The sequence below is a fragment of the Paenibacillus sp. MER TA 81-3 genome (genome assembly GCF_023713585.1).
Lineage (GTDB): Bacteria > Bacillota > Bacilli > Paenibacillales > Paenibacillaceae > Paenibacillus_B > Paenibacillus_B profundus.
This window is the reverse complement of record NZ_JAMAWB010000004.1, coordinates 203,786-221,481: the sequence shown is the minus strand read 5'-3', so window position 1 is coordinate 221,481 and position 17,696 is coordinate 203,786. Positions and strand designations below refer to the sequence as shown.

The 17,696-nt window shown below is 48.2% G+C and carries 15 protein-coding genes and 2 pseudogenes; 7 read left to right on the top strand and 10 right to left on the bottom strand.

The features are described 5' to 3' along the window. Positions 1-387: 387 nt before the first annotated feature. Positions 388-1,623: an esterase/lipase family protein gene (locus tag M3650_RS07175; RefSeq protein ID WP_251573541.1), complete on the top strand. Its 1,236-nt coding sequence runs from the start codon at positions 388-390 to the stop codon at positions 1,621-1,623. 169 nt (positions 1,624-1,792) lie between these two features. Here M3650_RS07175 and tkt read toward each other — a convergent pair whose 3' ends face one another. Together tkt and M3650_RS07165 are read right to left on the bottom strand one after the other, a co-directional pair. Then, positions 1,793-3,811: a transketolase gene (gene tkt / locus M3650_RS07170; RefSeq protein ID WP_251573540.1), complete on the bottom strand. Its 2,019-nt coding sequence runs from the start codon at positions 3,809-3,811 to the stop codon at positions 1,793-1,795. 587 nt (positions 3,812-4,398) lie between these two features. Beyond that, a complete protein-coding gene (locus tag M3650_RS07165) occupies positions 4,399-4,713 on the bottom strand; it encodes a hypothetical protein (protein WP_251573539.1) in 315 nt (104 codons plus the stop codon). Between the two features lie 733 nt (positions 4,714-5,446). Between M3650_RS07165 and M3650_RS32540 the strand changes: the two are divergent. Further along, positions 5,447-5,512 (top strand): annotated as a pseudogene (locus M3650_RS32540) (GMP synthase (glutamine-hydrolyzing)); the annotation flags it as partial. Positions 5,513-5,570: 58 nt separating this feature from the next. On the opposite strand, the gene M3650_RS07160 reads toward M3650_RS32540, so the two are convergent. The 3 genes from M3650_RS07160 to M3650_RS07150 form a co-directional block, all read right to left on the bottom strand. Next, the gene (locus tag M3650_RS07160; RefSeq protein WP_251573538.1) at positions 5,571-6,587 is read right to left on the bottom strand and encodes an aminoglycoside phosphotransferase family protein; all 1,017 of its coding nucleotides are present in this window, start codon (positions 6,585-6,587) and stop codon (positions 5,571-5,573) included. After that, on the bottom strand, positions 6,584-7,654 hold the full coding sequence (rsgA, locus tag M3650_RS07155) for a ribosome small subunit-dependent GTPase A (RefSeq protein WP_251573537.1): 1,071 nt from the start codon (positions 7,652-7,654) through the stop codon (positions 6,584-6,586). The genes M3650_RS07160 and rsgA overlap by 4 nt, the downstream gene beginning before the upstream one ends. 317 nt (positions 7,655-7,971) lie before the next feature. Continuing rightward, positions 7,972-8,196: a hypothetical protein gene (locus M3650_RS07150; RefSeq protein WP_251573536.1), complete on the bottom strand. Its 225-nt coding sequence runs from the start codon at positions 8,194-8,196 to the stop codon at positions 7,972-7,974. Positions 8,197-8,584: 388 nt separating this feature from the next. On the opposite strand from M3650_RS07150, the gene M3650_RS32260 reads away from it, so the two are divergent. The 3 genes and pseudogenes from M3650_RS32260 to M3650_RS07140 form a co-directional block, all read left to right on the top strand. After that, positions 8,585-9,025, top strand: a complete 441-nt coding sequence (locus tag M3650_RS32260; RefSeq protein WP_311295054.1) for a tyrosine-type recombinase/integrase — start codon at positions 8,585-8,587, stop codon at positions 9,023-9,025. 49 nt (positions 9,026-9,074) lie between these two features. Then, positions 9,075-9,308, top strand: a complete 234-nt coding sequence (locus tag M3650_RS32255) for a tyrosine-type recombinase/integrase (protein ID WP_311295053.1) — start codon at positions 9,075-9,077, stop codon at positions 9,306-9,308. A gap of 267 nt (positions 9,309-9,575) precedes the next feature. Further along, positions 9,576-9,757, top strand: a pseudogene (locus M3650_RS07140) (transposase); the annotation flags it as partial. 855 nt (positions 9,758-10,612) lie between these two features. Here M3650_RS07140 and purU read toward each other — a convergent pair. Continuing rightward, a complete protein-coding gene (purU, locus tag M3650_RS07135) occupies positions 10,613-11,518 on the bottom strand; it encodes a formyltetrahydrofolate deformylase (RefSeq protein ID WP_019423010.1) in 906 nt (301 codons plus the stop codon). 46 nt (positions 11,519-11,564) lie between these two features. Then, positions 11,565-12,686: a deoxyribonuclease IV gene (locus tag M3650_RS07130; protein WP_019423009.1), complete on the bottom strand. Its 1,122-nt coding sequence runs from the start codon at positions 12,684-12,686 to the stop codon at positions 11,565-11,567. Between the two features lie 123 nt (positions 12,687-12,809). On the opposite strand from M3650_RS07130, the gene M3650_RS07125 reads away from it, so the two are divergent. Both M3650_RS07125 and M3650_RS07120 read left to right on the top strand, forming a co-directional pair. Then, complete coding sequence (locus tag M3650_RS07125) at positions 12,810-13,280, top strand: DUF2621 domain-containing protein (protein WP_019423008.1); 471 nt, start codon at positions 12,810-12,812, stop codon at positions 13,278-13,280. A 146-nt stretch (positions 13,281-13,426) separates the two neighbouring features. Continuing rightward, on the top strand, positions 13,427-14,347 hold the full coding sequence (locus M3650_RS07120) for a TIGR01777 family oxidoreductase (protein WP_251573535.1): 921 nt from the start codon (positions 13,427-13,429) through the stop codon (positions 14,345-14,347). A 104-nt stretch (positions 14,348-14,451) separates the two neighbouring features. Here the strand turns inward: M3650_RS07120 and M3650_RS07115 are convergent, their stop codons facing one another. From M3650_RS07115 to M3650_RS07105, 3 genes are all read right to left on the bottom strand, one after another. Further along, positions 14,452-16,086, bottom strand: a complete 1,635-nt coding sequence (locus tag M3650_RS07115) for a DUF6382 domain-containing protein (RefSeq protein ID WP_251573534.1) — start codon at positions 16,084-16,086, stop codon at positions 14,452-14,454. A gap of 29 nt (positions 16,087-16,115) precedes the next feature. Then, complete coding sequence (locus M3650_RS07110) at positions 16,116-16,622, bottom strand: A24 family peptidase (protein WP_251573533.1); 507 nt, start codon at positions 16,620-16,622, stop codon at positions 16,116-16,118. A 99-nt stretch (positions 16,623-16,721) separates the two neighbouring features. Further along, positions 16,722-17,684: an AAA family ATPase gene (locus M3650_RS07105; RefSeq protein ID WP_251573532.1), complete on the bottom strand. Its 963-nt coding sequence runs from the start codon at positions 17,682-17,684 to the stop codon at positions 16,722-16,724. Between the last annotated feature and the right edge of the window lie 12 nt (positions 17,685-17,696).

Genomic DNA, 17,696 nt, shown 5'->3' with positions numbered 1-17,696 from the left:
TCAAAATTTAGATATAACTGGGGAGTATTTTGTAAGCCTATCATTTTTATTTGGTATTTCCCATATCATTTGCTCAAATATGGTTGTAAACACAAAACTAAAATAGTAATATTTTCCTATAAAGAGAATTAGGAGGTGTTATTAGGAAATAAAGTTACGAATGAAGATACTCCTCGAAATATCGCCTGTCTTGCCGCATCATCGAGACGTACGTTCCTCTGGTGTCCTGTATGAATGACTCTAGCAGCATAATCACAGAAAAGAATAGCAGAGTTTTTGAAACTCTGACAAGGAGGGGGCCTGTTTATGAACCGCAGACTGTCGCTTTGTGTTATATTCTTTATTCTTTTTTACTCCCTATCAAATGCGAACTTATTAAATGCCCACGTGCAAACCAGTGAATTCAAAAATGAATTTACAGACATGAGCCTGCTGCAGGATACGATTCACGGGAGCAGTCAAAATGATTATCCGATCGTGCTTGTACACGGGTTTGGGGGATGGGGAAGGGAGGAGATGCTTGGTTTTAAGTACTGGGGCGGATTCAGCGATATCCAAGAAGATTTGCGCCATTACGGCTATTCCGTCTTCACTGCCGCGGTAGGGCCTGTTTCGAGCAACTGGGATCGGGCCTGCGAGCTGTATGCGCAGATTAAAGGAGGGACCGTGGATTATGGAGAGGCCCACTCGAGCTTGTACAATCATGCGCGATATGGAAGAACGTATGAGGGGTTGTATCCTGAGTGGGGAGAGATCGAGCCGGACACCGGAATACCAAACCGGATACATTTGATTGCCCATAGCCAAGGGGGACAAACCGCACGTTTGTTAATACAATTGCTTCAGGACGGAGACGCTTCGGAACGTAATGTCACCCCTGAATCCGGTTTATCGTCACTATTCAGTAACACACAGGAATCGCTCGTGAGCAGCCTTGTTGCCATCGCCTCTCCGCATGACGGTACCAGTTTAACGCATTTTATTGATGGAATCGCTCCCTATGCACAACAAATCATAGGATTGGCCGCCGCAATAGCCGGTAATTTGGAGCATCCCGTTTATGATTTTAAATTGGATCAATGGGGTCTAAAAAGATTACCTGAGGAGTCGTTTCTCAGTTATTCCTCACGCATCTACAACAGCGGCATTTGGAGAACCTCTAAGGATATTTCCCAATGGGATCTAAGTCCAGATGGCGCAAAAGAATTCAACAAACGGGCAAGGGCGCAGCCACACGTCTACTATTTCTCGGCGGCGGCGGAGAAAACATTCGAAGTGCCGTTCTGGGGGCGGCATGTGCCAAAATTGTTCATGAATCCTTTTTTACACCCATCCAGCTTTTTTATGGGCTCTTATACCTCTGATGTCCCCGGGCGCGTAACAATCGATTATGAATGGTGGCAAAATGATGGTTTGGTCAATACGATTTCAATGAGCGGACCAAGAAATGGATCAAACGATCAAATCGTTGCTTACAGCGGGAAGCCGCAAATCGGGAAATGGAATTATCTCGGATTAATGGAATCTTGGGATCATGCGGATACTGTTGGGCTTGGGACAAAAGATACACGCGGATGGTACCGCGATATAGCTGATATGCTTGGATCTTTGCCGGCTGATTAACACGAACTGCAAAGCCAAAAAAAAGACCGCTGCAACGGGCATCAGACATCAGTCTGTTTACCGCCCGTTGTAGCGGTCTTACACATATCACATTATGCTGTGCTGATTATACATCTCTGCAAGCATTACAGCATGCGTGGAGAAGTATTGCAATTGCAAGCGTTGAGCGTTACAGCAAAGCTTTCACGCGGCTGACAACATTCTCCACTGTAAAGCCATACTCGCTCATGACGCGGTCTCCAGGTGCGGATGCGCCGAACGTCGAAATGCCAAGTATGTCGCCTTGGTCGCCAACATAACGTTCCCAACCGAATGGAGAAGCCATTTCTACAGCGAGACGCGCTTTCACTCCTGGAAGCAATACGGAATCTTTGTATTCCTTCGATTGTTTTTCGAACAGATCCCAGCTTGGCATGCTGATGACACGAACTTGAATGCCTTCTTCAGCCAATGCTTGCTGCGCGCGCACTGCTAATTGAACCTCGGAGCCTGTTGCGATGATCTGCGCTTGCGGCTTGCCGTCCGCAGCGTCAGCCACGACATACGCACCGCGAGCGATGCCTTCGCGGGCACCCTCTGCAGTAGCCTCCAAAATTGGCAGGTTCTGACGAGTCAGCACAAGCACTACCGGATTGCTTGTATTCTGCAGCGAGTACGCCCATGCGGCAGATGTCTCGTTGCCATCGGCAGGACGGATAACCGTCACGCCCGGAATGATACGAACGGATGCAAGTTGCTCAATCGGCTCATGAGTAGGACCGTCTTCGCCGACAGCGATACTGTCATGAGTCAATACATAAGTTACAGGCAAGCCCATAATGGAGGACAAGCGCACAGCTGGACGCAGATAGTCTGTGAATACAAAGAACGTGCCGCCGAACACTTTAACGCCGCCGTGCAGCGCCATACCGTTCATCGCAGCAGCCATCGCGAATTCGCGCACACCGAAGTACAGGTTGCGGCCTTCGTATTGGCCAGGGCGGAACGTAGGCAGGTCGTTCAGATGGGTCATCGTCGAGCTTTCCAAGTCAGCAGATCCGCCCGTCAAGAACGGAATGTTTTTCGCCAGACCGTTTAACGCGTTACCGGAAGCGACGCGAGTTGAAACCGCTTTGTCGCTGGATGTATACGTTGGCAAGTCAGCATCCCAATTGTCAGGCAGTTGGCCGCTAATCGCTGTGTTGAACTGCGCAGCCAAGTCCGGATACACTTGCGCGTATTGCTCGAACTGCTTATTCCAAGCCTCATTGGCTTGTACACCTTTATTTTTCACATTCTGTTCGAAGTGAGCATACACTTCCTCCGGCACGAAGAAGTCTTCGTGTTCCCAATTGTAGAATGCTTTGGTCAGCTTCGTTTCATCTGCACCAAGCGGCGAGCCGTGCGTTCCGCCGTGACCGCCCTTGCCCTGCTTGTTCGGGCTGCCAAAACCGATAACCGTCTTCACCTCGATTAGGGTCGGCTTGTTGTGTTCTGTCTTCGCCAGTTCCACTGCTTGAGCGATAGCAGCCAAGTCGTTGCCATCTTCCACAAGCAGCGTGTGCCAGCCATACGCTTCATAACGCTGGCGTACGTTTTCGCTGAAGGAGAGATTGGCTTCTCCGTCAAGCGTAATATCATTCGAATCGTAAAGCACGATTAATTTGCCTAACTTCAAATGGCCTGCGAGCGATGCTGCTTCGCTTGCCACACCTTCCATCATGTCACCGTCGCCACAAATGGCAAACGTATGATGGTCGATTACATTGTATTCGTCACGGTTATACGTGGCGCCCAATTGCGCTTCAGCCATGGCCATACCGACGGCCATCGCAATCCCTTGTCCCAGTGGACCAGTCGTTGCGTCAACTCCGGCCGTATGTCCGAACTCGGGGTGCCCTGGAGTCTTGCTGCCCCATTGGCGGAAATTTTTAATCTCTTCCATCGGAAGACCATAGCCGCTAAGGTGCAGTAAGCTATACAATAACATAGACCCGTGACCTGCTGACAACACAAAGCGGTCCCGGTTGATCCATGTCGGATTGGAAGGATTGTGCGTCATCGCTTTCGCGAACAAGTGATACCCCATCGGTGCGGCGCCCATTGGCATACCAGGATGTCCCGATTTCGCTTTCTCAATTGCATCGATAGCTAACGTACGGATAGCCGATACCGAAAGCTGATCAATGTTAGTTTGATTTACAGTCATTGCTGATTTCCTCCTTAGACTCCTACTCTTCACAAGTTGATATTTAGGATGAATTGAGAATGCGTAATACCTCAACTTGTACTCTGCCCCATTTTGCATTATTGTACCATTACTCACCTTTCGATGCCACTTTAACGTAGTAAAAAATACGTGCAGCATCGCTCCTCAGCTGGAAGCAGCAGCATTCTACTGTCATGATAATCCACCCTATCCGAATTGAACCTATTATGCCATCAAATGCTTCTGCATGAATATCCCAAATCTTTACCTTGGTAAAGATAATTGGTTATTCGAAAAAATTTTCTCCTGCTATATAATGAAATATATCCCTTGCGCTATTTTCGCATAAATTCAAATGATTACGGATAGTATTGATATACCTGTGTTAGCAGACTTACATATACGGTTATTATCGTGTAATGCCAGATTGTTTTGAAACTTTAGTGACTTTGCAGTGACTTTCTGTGGTTCAATAACTGAGAGAATAATAAATGAATATATAAATGAATATATAATGGAAAGTTCTCGATCTATGACGTGTATTTTAGCAAAGATTAATACTAAAAGCCTCGGATTACTCCGGGGCTTTAATAATAAACCGTGTCTGGCAATTCCCCAATACTAATCCACTTGCCATCAGAGTATCGATACCGTAAAACAATTCCTTCTTGCCTGATGTTGGCACACATCCCTTCGATCGGCTTCTGTATATCATCCAGGCTGTCGTAGAAATTTCCCTCTTTGAGATATGCCAGAGCATCAAACCGCCACGTCATTAGTTGCCCCATGCAATCTGCGCAATCGAGGATATCTCCCGCAGTGCAGTTAGGCCATGTACCAATTGTTTGCATGTGTCGGGCAACCACCTCCGCTAAAGAAAGATTGAACTGGGTCGCAAGCATAGCAACACCTCACTCACGCCGATCTTCCCTTCACCGACTGCCAAGAAAGGATGCGATCCAGGCGGAAGGGGCGCCACGCCTTGGCCTCTAAACAAGTCGCATGAACCACACCACCCTTAACCCGGCGTATAACGATTCGACGCTGCGTAAGAACTCCATACCTGTCTTCATATATAATCTCAATCGTTCGCCCAATGTAATGTTCCAGCATTGTCCTCACCCCGAACATTTGTTTGGTTACATTATATACAAACATTTGTTCGATTATCAATAGAAAAACTTACTACCACATTTAAGGTTTAAGTATTGATAAAATGGTTACAGGTGATGAAAATGTTTATTCCTCCAATGCTGCTTGAGAAACGAGACACAGCGTTTAACGATCCTGATTATATATTTGAACCAAAGGTATCTCTATAAACCAACGTGTACATTATTAAAAAAAACAATCCCAATCCTTTTTTACCATGCGTTATTAGCATAAATTATATTTGTACATAAATAGCATACTGTACAAAAATATCCGGAGGGAACAGCCAGCGCAGGCCATGAGCTGTCATCTACATCAGAGTGAGCACTGAGGAGCAAGCATTGCAGGGGTACATCCTTGAAGCTCAAGTCGAAGAAGTTAAGGCAAAATGTCGCAGGAATCCAGTTTCCAGCAACGATGACGTACATCGGAGCTTCCGATGTGACGCCGTAAACGTTTGTCAATTCCACTGTCGATTCACCGACTGGAATGCCCCGCGTCGTCTACGACATCACGATCAAGCCGCCGGCGACGATCGAATGGGAGTAATGAAAGAAACTCCGAAAACCCACTACATTCAAGGGTTTTCGGAGTTCTGTTTTTAGAGTCAACCCTGCGCAGGGCTGGTCTTTATTTCATAGATTTTTTGGAGCGTATGGACATGCTTCGTCTTCTCGTCATCGTCCTCTGTGTGGAGATACCACTCCACAAGCCTGTATCCGAATACGAGAAGGATCAGCTCGTAGACGCAATGATCGGCGATAGGGGATACATCCGCATACTCCGAAAAGCCTTTGTAATACGCGGGGACACATCGCTGGTAGTATTCGACCATATGATCGATATCCGCTTCATCCGCAATCAGGCTTGCGAGATCCTCGCCCAGGTAGCCCCATCCGGATGTATCCCAGTCGATGAGCGCGATTTTCCCGTCGGCATAGATCAGGTTGGTCACCCAGAAGTCCCGGTGGCATAGCACGAGGGGCAATTTTTCGATGCGGGCGAGTATCTCGTCTGCGTGCTCATCGATGTCGATGAGCATTTGCCGCACGTGCTGCGGGAATTCGCAGCCCTCCGAGCGTATATAATCGTAGACGACCGGCCATGACCGGTAATGCAGATACGTATTCTTCATGAGATCCGCATGGCTCAGGTTGGTCAGGCTCTGCAGCACAGCGGGCTGCTCCGCATACAGCTTGCCTTGATAGCGTCCTAACTCCAGCGCGGCCTGTTCATACATGTCACCGGTCAAGTCTAAACCGGTTACGCCATCGATATATTCCAGCCACAGCTGGAATATATTTTCTTCGGCATTCATCTCGGCGTGATAACATGTCGGCCAGCGGAAGGCATCCGAGAACGTCGCTCCCAAGTCAGATGCATAGAGATCATATTCCCGGCGCCATGAACCCGGATCGCCGTAACGCTCCCATTTCTTCTGGATTTTCAGCACGATACGGTACGGCAATTTTTCGCCATCCGCGGTTTCGGCGATCCCTGTTACCAGGTACACATTTCCCACAGTTCCGCCCTGTAACGGCATGGTTTGGCAGTCGGCCGAGATGATATCCTTCTTGAACCGTCGGCTTAAGGCATAGATCAGCGTTTCGAATTTAATATTCATTTCTTCCATCCTCCGTTTTTCTTCGTTTGCTTGCTCCACATGGCGGTCGTTTTGTTTCGAGCCCTCTTGTCGATGAGGTAGCTCGTTTTATCCTGGACATACTTGTTCTCATGCTGCTGGGCAACATAATGCTCCCACCGTTCACGTGGCAACGAACCGTCGACAAGCGCGGCGAGAACGGCACAGCCCGGCTCGGCCTGATGGCGGCAATCCGTAAATCGGCATTGTGGGAACCATTCCTCCACATCGGTAAAGCTTGCGCGTATGCCTTCGTCGGCATCAAAAAGCCCAAGCTCACGCATACCCGGCGTATCGATGACCATCGTACCGGAGGGGAGCATGAACAGCTGACGGTGCGTTGTCGTATGCCGCCCCCGGCTGTCGACCTCCCGGATCGCCTGAACCTTCGTTACGTCCTGTTCTATCAACGCATTGAGCAGAGACGATTTACCGACGCCGGACATGCCGAGAAAGACGACTGTTTTACCAGGCATCAAGTAGGGATCGAGTTCGTTCAGCCCCAGGCCTGTATGACTGCAGATCGCGTGAACCGGCACATCAGGGATGCTTTGTGTGACTTCTGCGAGCGGGAGATTATAATCTTCAACGAGATCAGCCTTGGTCAGAATGACGACCGGCTGGCCGCCGCTCTGCCTGGCTTGTGTCAGGTACCTCATCATGCGGGTAACGTTGAAATCCCAATTCAGAGAAGAAAGGATAAACACATAGTCAAAGTTGGTTGCAACGACCTGTTCCCGCACGGTTTTGGCATAGCCTGCGGCATGCCCTGAGTAATCCGCGCGTGAGAACTTGGAGCGGCGGGGCAGTACCGTAACGATGAGAGAATCTCCGCTCTCGTTGTAGTGCAGCAAGACAAAATCACCGACGCACGGAAAGTCTACGCGCGTTTCCGCGCTGTGATAGAACGCTCCTTTGAGCACCGCCATTACTTCGCCGCGCTCGGTCATGACCGTGAAGCGCTCGCGCCGAAGCTCCGTCACCCTGCCGGGCAATAATCCGTCGGGAATTGCTTCTATTTCTGTGTAGCCATAGGTTTTCAAATCCATCATGGTTTTTTTGTTAGCTCCTTTAATGTTGTTTTTTGGACGCAAAAATGCCACGGACAAGCAGCCTCTAAAGAAGCTGCTGTCGCGCGGCATCAGGACGCAAAAAAAGATACGACCTTCATCGTATCCTGCAAACAGCAATATTCACGAAAGGTTACTTTGAATGGCATACCAAATAATACGGGCGTTTTCCCGCTTTTCTCGCGTATGCCTGCTATTCAGTTTTAAGACCAAACCACCATATAAGTAGTTGCCATTAAAACACATCTCCCTTCGTGTCAGGAACTTGCTTATCGCTAAGCTGTCTATAAAATAACCTATTTTGGCAAAAAAATCAATGCCTGACAGCGCAGATTGTGTTGGCCTGCTCCATCGAGTCTGCCGTTGATAAAGAACTCGCGAGCATCAAAAGTCAACGTGAGCGCTTCCTCAAGTTGTTTGAAGGAAACGGCGTCGATGACGACCTGTTCTTCGAACGACTCGGCGAGTTGAAAGACCGTCAGGAGCGGCTGTTGTCCCGGAGGAACGTGGTCGAGCGCCAACTGGAGGACAGCATGGCGGAGTCCATCCTCCCTCCAGGTACCTCATCATTTTGTGACCCAAAAAAAACTTGCCCTACTTGTGATACGGTTCACCGTGAATTATCCTACAATTTATCGCATAGATTAGCTTATTTACAGTTCTCTCGATGCTCCGATAACCCATTCTTTAATCGTAGTGGAGTGCGAAAGAAAGTACCTGCTGATGCTGAGTCAATAATTCTTTGGGATGGTATATCAGAGATCGGCGAAATTGCAGAAATCGACAAGAAACTCATTCAATACTCGTAATTAATCATTCAACTAACGGGAAACACTAGTTTAAATCAAAAAGATTAAATCCTTCTATTAGAAGCAAACTAGATTTGAAGCTCTAATAGGAGGTTTTGTTATGATCTTAAGTGAGTTGTGGCGACTGTATGAGACTGATAAACGTATCCAAAGATTTAGTCCGAAAACATTGAAAGCATACGCTCTCCAGCACAAAATGCTGATGAAGGAACTCGGTGACCTGGATATAACCGAGATAACTTTAACTCTGCTGAAGGAGTACTTAGCGAAACAATCTAATCGGTTGAAGCCAAGTAGCCTAGGACACCGGATTCGCTTTGTTCGTTCCCTTTTTCGCTATGCTTTTGAAGAAACATACTTGACTTCTAATCCCTCCCTAAAACTACGAGAACCTAAAATGGATAAACGAATACCTGAGTTTTTAATCGAGGAAGATGTAATTCACTTAAAGATCGCTTGTCAATCACTGAGAGAAAGGGCGTTACTTGAGTTTCTCTACAGTACGGGCTGCCGGGTTGGAGAAGTATCCGGCCAGCCGTGAAGACAACTGTAAAGCCTTATTCGTGACGGATACACATCCGAGTATACGGATGGCCATTCCTACGATCAGGTGGGCGTTGAAACGGCTTGCAGGCCGAGGAGAGCTTGAAGTAAATCTATATCCGCATCGATTTCGTCATACCTATGCGTGCCAACTCCTCGATAATGGAGCACCTTTAGATTTCATTCAAGGCATGCTAGGGCATGAAAAAGCATCAACCACTCAAATATATGCTCAGCTGCGCGGCGAACGACGACGAGAGCTTTATCGTCGATTTTTTTAGCATTATGAATGACAGCAGATTCCCCTTAAAGTCCGCCTTTATTCAACTAAAGGGCAGTATACTTCCAATATATGTATAATTAATACTGATAATTAGAATAGACTTTCTGGGGGGATTGGTTAGTGGAATTTAGAGAAATAACTTGGGACAACTTTATTAATACATATTTGACGGATTGTAATATGAAGTGCGACAGTACCATTAAATAAAAAAATGGCTCATGATTAATTCGGTAAAATGGAGTCACCACAACAACCATTACACGGAGGAATCAATGAGAATGCCAATGGGCTCCCCAGAGAGTTCTTTCCCAAGGGAAATGACTTTGCTAGAGTCACAGAGGAAGAACTTTCACATGCAATAGAATTATTAATAACCGACCAAGAAAATGTCTTGGGTGGAAAACGGCGTACGAATCATTCGTTAGTGAACTGTCGCAATTCGCTTGACAATCCGTCGTATATAATGCGTGGATTTATATTATTTCATATCCTTAATATTCCAGATGGTGAATATCTCTGACCATAAAAACTCAAAATACTGTGCACTCCATGATATCCTCGATTGACTACCTTCAGAGTCTGACCAACATGTCCATTAAAAGCTATGTGGCTAACTGGATCACCAGTTGTTACAAAGTTAATAGGTTTTTTGTAATCTATCAATTTTGCCCAATCTTTTATTGCTAATAAAGCATCGTAATCATCCTGACCTTTAAGGTTCGGGTTCCAAGATCCAGCCGCGTTAATGTCTCAGCATTTCTTAATTTCGATTGAGGAATTAATTTTTTTCCTTGATACGATATGCCATGTTTTGAGCTAGCCAACCGCCATTTTATATTGTAATCCGCAGTTCACCTTGTGTTTTTGGTTTCAGTGAATTGCTATAACCAAGTACAAGGATTGCCTTCAGCATAGTACTAGACAATGATGACAAATTCGATTTTAATATGACATTGTATCTCACACTGTAGAACTGGAGTAATGCTTGTGTGTGATCTGGAACGTGTACTCATAGAAGGAGCTTGGTTATCCTTACTATTTATCGTTATATTACTGGGTTCGCTATATAGTAACCCCTTAACCCCCGTATATGGCTGCAGGTTTGTCCAGAAGACATCCAGCGGGCCGCCCGCCCGAAGACGGACAAAGAAAAAAAACAACTTACCATATATACTTAATTTCATTTGATTTAACGTTATCTTATCTTTAAAACACATCGTCATTGCGCTTCGTTGCAGCATAAAAAAGGGCCATACCCTCGAGCAGAAAGATACGCTCTTACGGTACAGCCACTGCTATTTATTAATTGAATACAACAGTCTTATTCTGATATACGAGAATCCGGTCTTCAGTATGCCAGTGCACGGCACGGGCAAGAACGACACGTTCAATCGTGCGGCCGATTCGCTTTAAGTCATTCACGTCAGCACGATGTGTCACGCGCTCGACATCCTGTTCAATAATCGGACCGCCATCCAGCTCTTCCGTCACATAGTGGGCGGTTGCGCCGATCAACTTCACACCTCGCTTGAAGGCTTGTTGATAAGGCTTGCCTCCGACAAAGGCTGGCAAGAACGAGTGGTGAATGTTAATAATCCGGTTCGGATAACGCTCGATAAACTTCGGTGAAATGATCTGCATGTAACGAGCCAAAATGATGACATCCGCTTTCCCTTCCACCGCTTCAAGCTGCAAACGCTCTGCTTCCGGCTTGTTGTCCGGATTCACGGGAATATGAACATACGGAATACCAAATGATTCCACATAGTCCTTCATATCCGGGTGGTTGCTTACGACCATCGCAATGTCCGCATCCAAATCACCTGCTTGCCATTGCCACAACAGCTCGACTAAGCAATGATCTTCTTTTGACACAAAGATCGCGAGGCGCTGCTTCTGACTGACTCGTGAAATACGCCACTGCATATTAAAATCTTCAGCAATCGCTTGGAAATCCGACTCCAACAGAGTCATGCGCTCCTCTAGCTGCTCCATGTCGAACTCAATGCGCATGAAGAACATGCCGCCCTCTGGATCCATCGTATACTGATCGGATTGAACGATATTAGCTCCGTGCTCATAGAGAAAGCGAGACACCGTCGCTACAATCCCCGCACGATCTGGGCATGAAATGAGCATGCGCGCGCGGTTATGTGAATGTTCTCCGGCCTGCTGCCGGGCATGTACCATTGTATGTTGATGCGTCATGAATGTGACTCCTCCAGTAAAATGCCTTAGTAGCTGCGCTCGGCTGCTATTCTTTCACTGCTTGTCCAGCAAACCACGCGGTAAATCGGTGGTTGATCTCTTCTTCCGCCAGGTTGGGGAACAGATCAGACTCGACCACCATATCATAAAGGCGTTCCATCGGTTCGCGCGGATCCGCTTTCTTTGCCTTGGCGTCATTTTTCAGCAGACTCCATGTGTCCAAAACGAATGCACGGTGTTCGATATCCTGCTCTTTGAAGAAATGACCCAAGCGCTCCACGTCTTCAAAAAATTCTCCGCCGAACCGTTCTGCCGCATCTCCGCGCAAGAGGGCGATTTCCGCCTCATACATCGGACGCTGCTTCTTCGCATCTTTCCCAATCCATGGCGTTTCGAGAATAAACGGACGCCCCTTGAGTCCCTCATGATGAACGACTCGCTTGATGCCGTCAAATCCAATCCAGCCTGCCCCAATTGGAGCGTGACGGTCTTTGCCTGCGCCAGTAGGGTTCTTGCTATCGTTGATATGAACGATAGCAATGCGATCCAATCCGACCAATCGATCGAATTGTTCCAGCACGCCGTCCAAATCATTGACGATATCGTAACCAGCATCGTGAATATGGCATGTATCCATACAAACAGTTAAGCGCTGATTGTCTTCCACCTTATCAATAATCGCCGCCAATTCCTCGAAGCTGCGACCGATTTCCGTGCCTTTGCCAGCCATCGTTTCCAAGGCGATATTCACATTCGTTTCCTTCGTATTGCGCAGCACCTCATTTAAGCCTTCCGCAATCCGGTTCACGCCATACTCGGCATCCTTATCTGTATAGGCGCCAGGATGAAGCACAATATTCTGTACGCCAATGCAGTCTGTTCGGCGAATTTCTTCCTGAAGAAAATTAACAGCCAATTCAAAGGTATCTGGTTTGTAGGAGCCAAGGTTAACAATATACGGGGCATGCACAACAATTTCCTCAATACCGTGCTGTGCCATTAATTCTTTACCCTCTTCAATATAGAGCGTCTCAATCGGCTTGCGTCGAGTGTTCTGTGGCGCGCCGGTATATATCATGAACGAGCTGGACCCATAAGATACGGCTTCCTTCGTCGCAGTCAACAGCCCTTTATCGGAAAAAGAAACATGTGAACCTATTTTTAGCATAAGGCAACTCCTCTCAGATCATTACCCCTTATTTTACAAGGTATATCGAAATAAATCTAGGAATGCGGTATAATTCCTAATAGACTACTTGTAAAATGTACCACATGCTTGTGAGGTGAACCTATGCTTAACACATTCGCTTTTTTTCCGCTGACAACCGACGTGCCGAATAAATGGTTCATGAACTCGATAGCTTTCTGGACCTTTGTGCTGCTTGGGCTTATGGCTATCGGAGGCTTCTTCATGTTCCGCAAGTTCATGAAGGTACTGCCGATGAATGACGGCAAATCGAAGCTGGACTGGCAAAATTACTGGGTGGAACGAAGCCGGGAGCTATGGACCGACGATGCCAAAGCTTTCTTGGAGCAGCTGGTCGAGCCTGTTCCCAAAGCTTTCCGAGATATCGCACGCCATTCGATTGCAGCCAAGATCGGACAGGTCGCCGTGGAGAGCGGCGCTTCGGAGGTAACGCGTGATCATTGCATTCAAGGCTACATCATTGCGACACCGAAGCGTGACTACCGCAGCTTGGTCCGATTTTTGGATAAAAATGAAATCGATTACGCGCCATTCAAGCACCTGCTCAACAAATAGTTTTCATCACGCCAGTCAATCGCTGTAGAACACATCCGAGGTTGAATTGACCATTCCCCACATTTGAGGATGTCGACTTTCAACCACTTTAAGAGGTTGTTCAAAAAGCTCCTTTTTGAACACGCATTTCTAAGGAGGGATAACGATTGAAAATGATGATATGCGGCGGTTCCGGCCTCGTCGGTAAAACGCTGTATAAGGCTTGGCTGCAGCAAGGGCATGAAGTCATCATTGTATCCCGCTCCCGTACCAAGCTAGTTATAGAAGACCAGCACCCTCAAGTATCCATAATGAGCTGGTCTGAATTGGCCTATGCTCCGGAACACTGCCACGACGTCGATGTCGTCATCAATCTGGCCGGTGAAACGATCAATCAGCGCTGGACCGATATGGCGAAGAACCGTATTGTTGCCTCACGCGTCGTCCCAGCCCGCCGGATAGCGGAATGGGCCCGCAAACTGCCGCAAAAGCTGCCTCTCTTGGTAAGCGCATCCGGCATTTCGGTATACGGCCCTTCGGAGACGGGAACCTTCGACGAAATGAGTCCTGCTGCCGGGGATGATTTTTTGACCGACGTCGTCTATCAATGGGAGGCATCCGCCGATTCCATCCCTGCCGCACGCTGCGTCAAGCTGCGCATCGCCCCGATTCTTGCCAACGATGGCGGCGCCTTCCCGTTAATGAAGCTACCTTACCAATTTGGAGTCGGCGGACGGATTGGGAGCGGCAAGCAGCCGTTCTCCTGGATACATATTGAAGATATGGTGCGATTGATAGACTTTGTCGTTCATGACACCAGTATGGAAGGCGTTGTTAATGCCTCTGCGCCAGAATCGGTTACGAACGACGACTTCGGCCGCACACTTGGTAAGGTGTATCATCGGCCCCATTGGTTCCCGGTTCCTTCCTTCGCGCTCAAGCTCTTATTCGGTGAAATGTCCATGCTCTTGCTGGAAGGCCAACGCGTCTATCCTGCCAAAGCGTTGGAACACGGCTTCACCTTCCAACACGGAACGCTTGAGAAAGCGTTGAGCGCACTTCGCGATGCAGGACACACTGCAACGTAGGCCACTTTCCCAAATAAGCGATCACTACTAGTCATATGAACATGCTGGTCCGCATTCCGGGGTCAGCTCTTTTTTTACTGATTGTCACTCCTCATGCCCAAGCCCTATCCTGCCCGGTATATGTACACGGAACGGGCGATTGCCACAGTGTCCCCATCCTTAAGCAGATACAGCTTGTAAGGTATGAGCAGTTCTCCCTGAAGCTCTGTGCCGTTCTTCGATCCGAGATCGCGAATCGCACAGCCTCCTTCTTCTGTGTGTACGACTTCGCAATGATGCTTCGATACACCTATGCCTTCATCGCGAAGATGCACGCCTTGTTCCGCGCGGCCGATCGTAAAGGGGAACAACGCCAGCATAATTCGATCCGGCAGTACGCTGCCCGCTTCATTCATTTTCTGCAAATGAGGACCCTGAATGCCTGCTGTCGTCTGATCCGGTTCAGCATCCTGCCCCAACATGACGGTAGCATCTCCTTGGGATTCACTTAACATCGACGTATACTGCGATAAACTGTCGTAATAAGCAGCTCCGCTATGCGTTGCTTGTGCATGATACTCACTTGGATGAACCGATTCAGGCTGTAATGTATCTCCTTGCCTCGTTGCTTCCGCTGAATAAGCGCTCCCCCGCAGCTCCATGGACAAAAAGTCAGGCAGCACCATATCCCTATTGGAGATAACGTCAAAGGTGGAAGCAGGTGCTTGTTCCTCAGCCGGAGCAGCGGCTCCTCTGCGCTTCGACCAACGGTTGCTCCACTTCGCGATCCAGCCGGACAACCATGCGCCGCCGATTCCAACCACAACAACGCTCCATATGAGGGATACAGCCAAAGAGGCAGCCGATGGCGAAGACATATAACTATACCTCCACCCCAATGCGGCTGCGACGATAACCGCCCCCGTGACGATGATAGTGTGCTTTTTGACGGAAGAAGCGGTATCCTCTTGCACGGCCTCATCTGTTGAGCCCTTTCTAATCCGTTCTGCCGTGGCAGGCCATGCCAGCTCTACCGAACTTTCCTTTCGTGCATCATCGGCAACGGAATTCGAAGCTTTATCAGGCAAGTAAAACGGAGAAGAGACCTGCTGCACATCATTAGTTGTATTGGCATTATCCTTCCATGTAGACGGATTATCCTTCTCTTCAGGAGAACCTATGATAAGAGACTGCAGCAAGCGGCGCACATCTGCTAATGACTTGTCCTCTAGGGACAAAATCTGAATAAGACGCTGAAATCCGTCCCCTTTCCAATTGCTAACATGTGATGACAACAATATGCCCAAGCGGCGTAATCCATCCATTCCAGCCTGTGGATGCAACGGCTCGAGCGTAGGAATATAAGGTACATACAAACTGCCGTTCCACGCATGACTGTCCACATAAATAAACTGCTCATGGAGCAATATGTGATTGGGATACAGCAAGTATGTCCGGCACTCTTCCAACACCCGCACCAGCTGCAGCATCCATTCAAAATATTGGATGGATGTCATATTAGCCGTGCGCAGTACTTGGTGAAGCATCTTTTTACCGCTAATGTCGTATAAAAAGGTTACCTCAAAATCAATTTCTTGAATTTCAAGCGGCAAAAAATGAGGCACGACGTTATGACGCAGCATATTGAACTGATGAGGATCCAGCTCATCAGAATGAACGGGATATTCACGGCTCAGCAGCATCCCCATCTTGCCTTCATGAACGAAATCCGCTTGATATCCATACAATGTGTTCCCCACTCCTTTCGTGTCCTCCGGATCATAGCAATTTATAGCAGCCGGCTGTAATATACCGTAATCGCGGCAGGCAATACAGCCCACATGAACGGAAATGTCGCTTGACGGGCGGCCTGAAGCTTCAAGGGCATCCACGTCCGAAGCCATATCACTTGCATGAATGCAATACAGAGCCGCTTCATTCTGCCGTTTCGACCTGCCAGAAGAATGAGCGCGGCAATGACCCCTCCATACAATATCGAATAGATAATCGTTTCCCAAGTAAAGTAGATCCCCATGAATGAGCCTATCGCGGCAAATAGCTTGACGTCCCCAGCACCAACAGCCCGCACCAAGAACAGCAGCAGCATAAGTCCGAACCCGCCCGCCGCTCCTGCCACACTATAGGCGATCCCGCTCCATCCATTCATGATGCCATGTCCGATAACTGCCGCAGCACAGGCTGTCATGGTCAATTTGTTAGGAATTTTGCGCGTGAAAATATCGGTGATAAAAGCGGCCAGCAGCATCACGCTGCAGAACCATACCGTCCACATCATGCGGTTCCACCTTTCTTTATTGTATCGTGATCAAAAGGGGGCTTTTTGCACAACCTCTTATTGTAGAATGCCGTTCTCGTTAGCAAAGGCGCATTATCGTTACTTCACAGTAAACATCCGCTCTGCACTGCGGCCATCCTTCGTCTTCACGACAAGACGCCATGCTCCAGATGTCGTATTGCCCGAGACGTGCCATTCCCAAAATATATTTCCATCCGTATCGGCAACGGCCCATCCAACATGCTTCGCTTGGCTTTGCCCGCTTTTGTAGAATACGATCAGCTCAACACGTTCATTAGGCTCTACTCTAGCGGTCAGCTTCGCTTTCCTGCCTGGGAGCAACGGTTCCGGCGTTAAACTGACCAATACGGGAACAGACTTGTCCTTTCCTTCGTCTCCCGTCCCATCCGCTCCCGGTGGCGGACCATCGCCAACCCATACGCGCTCGGACGCTCTAGAAACGATGGTAACTCTCTTCATCAGAAACGGGACTCGCATCGGAAGATCATATGCGACTTCTATCGCGACATACGGTTCCTCCTTTTTAATGATGTCTGGCAGCTTAAGATGCGTAATGCGAATGCGCTCCTCTTGAAGCACTCCTTGAATGCCGTATCGGGTCATTAAAGGTTTAAATACCGCTTCGCCAATGCGTCCCTGCCCCCGTTCCCCAGCAGCCTCTGCTTGGCGCTCTGCCCATTCCGTTCCATCCTGCACCCAGTCCTTAATCGGCTCAGGCATTGCATCACCAAATCGTGAGCCGAATTCGCGCACCGCCATTTTCATAGTCATCGCCGGAGGCTTGGACAACCATTTCCCCGCAGTTCCGTGCTCGGTCGAGTCGGACAGTTGATTCGCCGCTAGACTGATCGGATACATATGAGCGGCCACCTGCTTGACTGCATTGATGGCAGCCGATTCGAGAGATGTCGAGATTACGGCGGCTTGAATCATAAAGATGAAGAATAAAAATAGCAGAAGCACCATAGGCAGCAATAATGCCGCCTCTAACGTAATGCTGGCACATCTGTCTCGAATGATTTTAAAGAAATATCGCAGCATCGCTCCCCCCTC